At 62.5% G+C, this 6,961-nt stretch carries 8 protein-coding genes; 3 read left to right on the forward strand and 5 right to left on the reverse strand.

The genetic code is table 11. The features are described 5' to 3' along the window. The first annotated feature begins 27 nt into the window (after positions 1-27). Both OGL93_RS21680 and OGL93_RS21685 read left to right on the forward strand, forming a co-directional pair. Entirely contained in the window at positions 28-1,035 is a 1,008-nt protein-coding gene (locus tag OGL93_RS21680; protein ID WP_263265080.1) for an ABC transporter substrate-binding protein, read from the forward strand. 174 nt (positions 1,036-1,209) lie between these two features. Further along, on the forward strand, positions 1,210-1,461 hold the full coding sequence (locus OGL93_RS21685) for a hypothetical protein (RefSeq protein WP_263265081.1): 252 nt from the start codon (positions 1,210-1,212) through the stop codon (positions 1,459-1,461). A gap of 1 nt (position 1,462) precedes the next feature. On the opposite strand, the gene OGL93_RS21690 is transcribed toward OGL93_RS21685, so the two are convergent. Genes OGL93_RS21690 through OGL93_RS21700 form a run of 3 tightly spaced genes read right to left on the reverse strand, consistent with a single transcriptional unit; the run spans position 1,463 to position 3,718 of the window. Further along, positions 1,463-2,233, reverse strand: coding sequence for an alpha/beta fold hydrolase (locus OGL93_RS21690; RefSeq protein ID WP_263265082.1), 771 nt, complete (start codon positions 2,231-2,233; stop codon positions 1,463-1,465). Beyond that, complete coding sequence (locus tag OGL93_RS21695; protein WP_263265083.1) at positions 2,217-3,326, reverse strand: DUF3182 family protein; 1,110 nt, start codon at positions 3,324-3,326, stop codon at positions 2,217-2,219. Before OGL93_RS21695 ends, OGL93_RS21690 begins: the two co-directional genes overlap by 17 nt. 14 nt (positions 3,327-3,340) lie before the next feature. Then, positions 3,341-3,718 (reverse strand): termination factor Rho, encoded by a 378-nt coding sequence (locus OGL93_RS21700; protein ID WP_263265084.1) that lies wholly within the window; start codon positions 3,716-3,718, stop codon positions 3,341-3,343. Positions 3,719-3,898: 180 nt separating this feature from the next. On the opposite strand from OGL93_RS21700, the gene OGL93_RS21705 reads away from it, so the two are divergent. Continuing rightward, the gene (locus OGL93_RS21705; protein WP_263265085.1) at positions 3,899-5,707 is read left to right on the forward strand and encodes an aminopeptidase P family protein; all 1,809 of its coding nucleotides are present in this window, start codon (positions 3,899-3,901) and stop codon (positions 5,705-5,707) included. 7 nt (positions 5,708-5,714) lie between these two features. Here the strand turns inward: OGL93_RS21705 and rhtA are convergent, their stop codons facing one another. Both rhtA and OGL93_RS21715 read right to left on the reverse strand, forming a co-directional pair. Then, complete coding sequence (gene rhtA, locus OGL93_RS21710) at positions 5,715-6,599, reverse strand: threonine/homoserine exporter RhtA (RefSeq protein WP_263265086.1); 885 nt, start codon at positions 6,597-6,599, stop codon at positions 5,715-5,717. A 179-nt stretch (positions 6,600-6,778) separates the two neighbouring features. Then, positions 6,779-6,961, reverse strand: a 183-nt coding sequence (locus OGL93_RS21715) for a hypothetical protein (protein ID WP_263265087.1), incomplete at its 5' end; no start/stop codon positions are given.

Consider the following 6,961-nt stretch of genomic DNA (forward strand, 5'->3'; position numbering starts at 1 on the left):
TCATTTGTCCAAGCCTGAGGTGCTCCAATGAAAAAACCTAGTATGTGGCTCGCGGCCGTGTGTGCCGCGGTCGGCCTGAGTGCCGCGGCGAACGCCAAGGCAGCCGAGACTGTTCGCTTCGCTGAACTGAACTGGGAAAGCGGCAGCCTGATCACCGAAATGCTTCGGTATATCGTTGAGAAGGGCTACGGCCTGCCCACTGAAACCCTGCCGGGGACCACCGTCACGCTCGAGTCCGCCTTGGCCAAGAATGATATTCAGGTCATTGGTGAGGAATGGGCGGGGCGCAGCCCGGTCTGGATCAACGCCGAAGCCAAGGGCCAGGTGAAGGGCCTTGGAGACATCGTCAAAGGTGCCACCGAGGGTTGGTGGGTCCCGGCCTATGTGATTCACGGTGATCCCGCCAAAGGCATCAAACCTTTGGCGCCGGACCTGCACAGCGTGACGGACCTGGCCAAATACAAGGACGTCTTCCGCGATCCTGAGTCCCCTGACAAGGGCCGGTTCCTCAACAGCCCTACCGGCTGGACCTCCGAGGTGGTCAATGGGCAGAAGCTCAAGGCCTACGGCCTGAACGACACCTTCACCAACTTCCGTGCGGGTTCCGGCGCTGCGTTGGATGCCGAGATCAGCTCTGCGGTGCAGCGCGGCAAGCCGGTGCTGTTCTACTACTGGAGCCCCACGCCGTTATTGGGCCGGTACGATTTCGTGCAGCTGCAAGAGCCTCCTTTCGATGCGCAAGCCTGGAACACCCTCACCGATGCCAATAATCCGAACCCCAGGCCAACCCGATCCCTGGCTTCACGGCTGTCAATCGGGGTGTCTCAGCCATTCGAGCAGGCGCATCCGGACATCACCGGCTTCTTTGCCAAGGTTGACCTGCCGATCGATCCCCTGAACCAAGCATTGGCGGGCATGAGCCAGAAGCATCAGGATCCCCGCACGGTGGCCGTCGAGTTGCTGCGCAGCCATCCGGAGTGGCTCAAGGCCTGGCTTCCCGCGGACGTGGCGGGCAAGGTTCAGGGCACCCTCTAGCCGCTCTTTCGTTAACGTGCTGCCCCGGCCCGTGCTCACGGCCGGGGTGAGCCGCTGCGGTACCTCGCTTGAGCAATAGCCACTATCAGACCCGGTGATTTCTCGGTGAACGAGCACGGCCTTAGCCTGTGTTCATTCCCGAAACGTAACCGCCCGATGGGGCTGGAGGTACCCATGAAACGCTCGATGCTGCTGCTTACCCTCATATCCGCCGCCGTGCTGGCGGGCTGCACCACCGCAGGGCCCGAAACCCGCCCCTATACCGCCGAAGAGCGTTTCGAGCTGTCCATGGAAGCGTTGAACCGGCAGGGGTTGCCCTATGACCAATACATGCAGGCGCGGGCGAAACTGATCCGCGGGCAGAACGTCAACGCCACTGGGCTGGCCCAGGACGCCGCCGCGCCCCAGGCAGGCCGCGACAGCTGATTCAGGAGTACAGCGCGGAATGATGCGGGTAGTTCTCAAGCCGCGAGCCGATGATCATTTCGCTGATCCAGCTGGTGAGCAGGGTGCTATAGGCTTTTTGGCAAGCTTCGCTGGTCAGGGCGTGGTCGCTGCCGTCAACCATCCTGTACGTGAGCGAGTGCGCACATACGAACGCCGAGCGATAACTCATCAACGTTGTATGCGGCACGTAGTCATCGTGTTCCGATTCAACCAGCAGGACGTCTCCGGAAAACTCCGCGCAGGCCGCTAGTGCCCGATTATCCGCCGGCGTGAGCACAGTCCGCCGATAATGGGCGAGCCCTTCCTTGTTCAGCGCAGACTTGGGCACGTCCCACTCTTTGTCCCAGTAAAGCGCGGGCACCCGCAGGCCCAGCCAGCGCACGCGACGCTGGGCAGTCAGCAGTGTGGCCAGGTAGCCACCGTAACTGCTGCCGACCACGGCGATGGATTCTGGATCGACATCAGGGTGGCTGACCAGCCGATCGTAGGCCGCCAGCACATCGGCCAGGTTCTGGTCGCGGGTAACCGTTTGCCGCTGGCTTTCGGTTCGCGCGTGGCCGCGCAGGTCGAACGTCAGGCATACGCAGCCAAGGCCGGTAATGCCCTTGGCACGCCCCAGGTCCCGTTGCTGGCTACCGCCCCAGCCATGTACGAACAGGATGCCGGGAAGTTTTGGGCTGGGGCTTATCAAGGTGCCGGCGATGGTCTGATCGTCCGTTGCCAGCTCGATAGGTTCACTCACTATGGCCATGGGTTTGAATCCGTGCGTACTTGGTGATTGGGCCAACCTCGGCGTCGTCACCTTCAAAGAACAGTTCAGCGCCCGGCGGAACCGTGGCAGCGCCGAACACTTCATGCGTCGAGGCATTCACTCGGCGTAAGGTCGGGTCATTCTTGAACGCTTGCAGGGCCAGCAGCTCGGCGCTGCTGGCGCCGCCCACTCGCCAGGATTGTTCCAGCACACCACTGAGTCGTTTTCCTTCATGCGTGGTGCCGATGGCGATGTCGTAATTGCGCCGGGAGGCGAAGAAGCCTGGATAGCTGCGCTCCACCGCCGCTTCATAGCTACGCGCCTGCTCGATGGCGGTGCGTACGGCCGGCGCCAGCTCCTGCTCCAGAATGGCGCTGTAGTCACCCCGATAAACCACCAGGTTAGAGCCGCCATACACCCATTCCCCTGCGTTGTCCTGGGTAAGGCGCTGGGTGCCATGGTAGCTGGCGATGTGGCTGCCCACCCTCACTTGGCCGACGCTGAAGGTCTCAACGTCGGCAAGATTTTCTTCAAGCACAAGCCCCCATTGGGCCAGCTCGGTATCGTCCATGGCGTCCAAGGCGGCATCGAGTGCTGGCAGTTGCGTAATTACCTGCTGGCCGCGCCCGGCCGTGGCACGTACTGGCTTTAGCCGCAATGGCGCCCGCTCGAGCATGGCCAAGCCGGCGCGGCGGGCGTCTGCCTTGCTGAACACCGTCCAGCCGGGGAGCAGTGCGTCACCGGCCAGGTCGGCGAAACCCGCATGCCAACTGCTGGGGGCGCCGCTGCCAGGGAATAAAGGATGGGAAATGGCTTTGGTGGCAATAAAGGGATCGCTGACCCAGCCCCCAAAGAAGTTCTGCTCGGAGCGGATGCCGAGCTGCTCGGCCACAATGCCGGTCAAGGTCCGCGCGGGAAGGTAATACGGGTGTTGGGCCTGAGTGTCACCCACCTCGATGAGCCGAGGCGGGCGGATTTCCAGCAAGTCACAGAGGATGATGCCCAGTTTCTCGTGAACCTTTTGCTCGTGCTCCGGGGTGGGGCGTTCTCCAGCGAGAAGCTGCACCCCGGCGTAGGCTGCGGCTGCAGTCATGGCGGGCTTCCGTTTCAAGAGGCTTTGTGTAGGGCGTTGATCAGCGCTTGCTTGTCCATGGTCGAGCGCCCGGCGATGCCCTTTGCCCGCGCTTCGGCCAGCAATGACGCCTTGGTCTGGCTTGCCAGAGCGTGGGTCGAAGAGCGGGACTCTCCCTTGCGGCTGGCTGCGGCGCGCTCCGCGCTGTCGTGCCGGGCGCGGGATTTCGCCTGTGGGCTGGTGGTGCGTCCACCGCCGGATTTCTCGCCGCCGCCGGACTGCTTGTTGACGGTGGCCCACGCTCGGGCTTCGGCGGTTTTGGCTGGCACACCCTTGGCCTCGTACTGTTTCTCGATGGCCGCGGCTTTGTCTTTTTGCTTGTCGGTGTACTTGTCTTTGCTTCCACGGGGCATGGTGAACCTCCAGCTTGGCGATGTGCGAGGTAGGGCGGCCGAGGCAAATAATGGGCTGCCCTCTTCACTTATGAAGAGCCACCTTTAGGTAAGTTCAGCCTTTTGACCACCGGCCGGTGACTTGCCGCTGCGGGCTCGGGTGCCGCATCATTACTCTTTATTCATGGTGCTGGAGTTCCGATGAACCCGTCTTCTCGTCCCCTGGCCTCGGTCGCTGACCGCATTGCCGCCGTCCGCGCCCTGATGGCGCGCGAGCAGCTCGACGCGCTTCTGGTGCCGTCCGCCGACCCTCACTTGTCCGAGTACCTGCCTGGGCACTGGCAGGCAAGGCGCTGGCTTTCAGGTTTCAACGGCTCCGTAGGCACGCTGGTGGTGGCCGGAAACTTCGCTGGGCTCTGGGCCGATAGCCGCTATTGGGAGCAAGCCGAGCGCGAACTCGCCGACACCGGCGTGGTGCTGATGAAGCTTCAGCCGGGGGAACCCGGCCCGCTGGAATGGTTGGCCGAGCAAGTACCCGAGGGCGGCCGCGTGGCCGTTGACGCACGGGTATTGGCATTGCAAACCGAACGCAGCCTGAAACAGAAGCTTGACCCGCGTGGCATCAAGTTGCTTGCTGAACGTGATTGGTTGGCTGACATCTGGACCGACCGGCCAGCGTTGCCGTGGCAGCCGGTGGTTGCGCATCTGGCTCCAGAAGCGACCGAGCCTGTGGCGAGCAAGCTGGCGCGGGTGCGCCAGGCCATGGCGAAAGCTGGGGCGAATGCTCATTTCATCGCCACCGTCGATGACATCGCGTGGCTGTTCAATCTCCGTGGCAGCGATGTCAGCTATAACCCGGTCTTCCTCTCCTTCGCCCTGGTCAAGGAGCAGGGCGCTGTGCTGTGGGTGGGGGAGGGGAAGCTCGCCCCGGCCTTGCAGCAGCAATTGGCGGCGGATGGCATCGAGGTGCGCGAGTACGCTCAGGTGACGGCTGACCTGGCGGCCGTGGATCCCGCTACTCGGCTGCTGATCGACCCGGCCCGGGTGACCGCGGGGCTGATCTCTGCATTGCCGGTTCCGGTGCAACTGATCGAGCAGATCAACCCGTCAACCCTGTTCAAAGCCAGCAAGAGTGAGGCGGAACTGGCCCATATTCGCCGCGCCATGGCGCATGACGGCGCCGCCCTTTGCGAATTCTTCGCCTGGCTGGAGGCTGCCCTGGGCCAGGAACGGGTGACTGAAGTGACCATCGATGAGCAGCTCCTCGCGGCCCGTGCGCGGCAGCCAGGTTATGTATGCCCGAGTTTTGCCACCATTGCAGCGTTCGCGGCGAACGGCGCACTGCCTCACTACCGTGCGACCGAGGAATCTCACTCGGTCATCGAAGGCAACGGTCTGCTGTTGATCGACTCAGGAGGGCAATACCTGGGCGGAACCACCGATATCACGCGGATGGTTCCGGTAGGCGAGCCCACGCAGGAGCAAAAGGAAGACTGCACCCGGGTGCTTCAGGGCATGATGGCCTTGTCTGCGGCACGATTCCCAGAAGGCATTCTCACGCCACTGCTCGATGCCATTGCCCGGGCGCCGCTGTGGGCGGGTAATGTCAACTACGGCCACGGCACTGGGCATGGCGTGGGTTACTTCCTTAATGTGCATGAAGGGCCTCAGGTCATCGCCTATCAAGCTGCGGCAGCGCCGCACACCGCGATGCGGGAGGGGATGATCACCTCCATCGAGCCCGGCACTTATCGGCCGGGGCGTTGGGGGGTACGTATCGAGAACCTGGTGGCCAGCCGGGCGGCGGGGCGCAGCGAGTTTGGTGAATTCCTCTGCTTTGAAACGCTGACGCTATGCCCTATCGATACGCGCTGCCTGCTTCCTGAGCGCTTGGCCCCGCATGAGCGGGACTGGCTCAATGGCTACCATTCTCTGGTTCGCGAGCGCATCGCCCCACTGGTTAGTGGAGCCGCCCTCGCCTGGCTGAACGAGCGCACCGCTGCCATATAAAAGCGGGCTAATCGGCAGCCACCGGGGCTGCCGGTTGCCGTGGCATGGTCAGGGTGGCACCTGCGGACGCGGCGATAATCGCGGCAATGGCGAGCCACTGGTTCAGCGTCAGTAGCTCGCCTAGGAAGAGCAGGCCGGACAGCGCACCAATGGCCGGCTCCATGCTCATCAGAATGCCAAAGGTACGCGCCGGTATGCGAGTAAGTGCGACCATCTCCAAGCTATAAGGCAGCGCGGTGGACAAGATTGCCACGCCGATAGCCGCCGGGAGAATGGCCGGGTTGAGCAGGGCACTGCCTGCCGACGCTACCCCGAATGGGGCTATGCACGCCGCGGCAATGGCGACGCCAATGCCGGCGGTTTGAATCCCATTCGCTTCGCCAGCCTTTTGCCCAAACAGGATATAGAGCGCCCAGCAGGCGCCCGCCCCGAGCGCGAACAACCCCCCGGTGGGATCGACCGCGCCGGCGCTGGTAGCGCCAGGGACCAGCAGCAGTAGCCCTGCCACCGCGAGCCCAACCCAGCAGAAATCCACCTTGCGCCTGGAAGAGAGTACCGCTACCGCCAGCGGCCCTGTGAATTCCAGCGCGACAGCGATCCCGATAGGAACCGTGCGCAGCGACATATAGAAGAGGAAATTCATGCCACCCAGTGCCATGCCATAGACCGCCACGTGACGCCACGCTTTGGAAGACATGCGCGCCTGCCAGGGGCGGAGCACGACCAAGAGTATGAACGACGCAAATACCAGGCGGATGGCTGTAGTGCCAGGTGCGCCAATCAAAGGAAACAACGACTTGGCCAGGGAGGCGCCGGACTGAATGGACGCCATTGCGATAACCAGGAGGCCGATGGGGAACAGGGAAGAACGCAGGAATGCCGGGGAAGCCATGATCAGCCTTGGATGTAGGTGCGAGGGGGCATGATCACGGAATGGCCGTGTCTCGGCAACGCAGGGAATTTGGTGCCGGCTTAAAATAACTGTTGACGCCCCTCCGAAAGCCCTTATAATGCGCCCCACTTCCAGCGACAACGGAACGGCAAACTCCTTGTAAATCAGAGGGTTAGCTTTCAAGAAGCGGTGGAAGTGGCTTCGGTCTGCGGATCGGCAGCGGTGAAAAAGGCAGTTGACAGCAGGTTGTAGTGCTGTAGAATTCGCCTCCCGCTTCGAGAGCTAGTGAAGCGGTCAAGTGTTTGAAGTTGAACGAGAAATTCTGAAAACTTCGAAATAAACGCTTGACAGGATGTGAGGTC

The sequence above is a fragment of the Pseudomonas sp. RIT-PI-S genome, assembly GCF_025642975.1.
Classification (GTDB): Bacteria; Pseudomonadota; Gammaproteobacteria; order Pseudomonadales; family Pseudomonadaceae; genus Aquipseudomonas.

What these genes read in the sequence shown, in the direction of transcription:
- OGL93_RS21680 (WP_263265080.1), top strand. Translation starts at nt 28, where the DNA reads ATGAAAAAACCTAGTATGTGGCTCGCGGCCGTGTGTGCCGCGGTCGGC.
- OGL93_RS21685 (WP_263265081.1), top strand. Translation starts at nt 1,210, where the DNA reads ATGAAACGCTCGATGCTGCTGCTTACCCTCATATCCGCCGCCGTGCTG.
- OGL93_RS21690 (WP_263265082.1), bottom strand. Translation starts at nt 2,233, where the DNA reads ATGGCCATAGTGAGTGAACCTATCGAGCTGGCAACGGACGATCAGACC.
- OGL93_RS21695 (WP_263265083.1), bottom strand. Translation starts at nt 3,326, where the DNA reads ATGACTGCAGCCGCAGCCTACGCCGGGGTGCAGCTTCTCGCTGGAGAA.
- OGL93_RS21700 (WP_263265084.1), bottom strand. Translation starts at nt 3,718, where the DNA reads ATGCCCCGTGGAAGCAAAGACAAGTACACCGACAAGCAAAAAGACAAA.
- OGL93_RS21705 (WP_263265085.1), top strand. Translation starts at nt 3,899, where the DNA reads ATGAACCCGTCTTCTCGTCCCCTGGCCTCGGTCGCTGACCGCATTGCC.
- rhtA (WP_263265086.1), bottom strand. Translation starts at nt 6,599, where the DNA reads ATGGCTTCCCCGGCATTCCTGCGTTCTTCCCTGTTCCCCATCGGCCTC.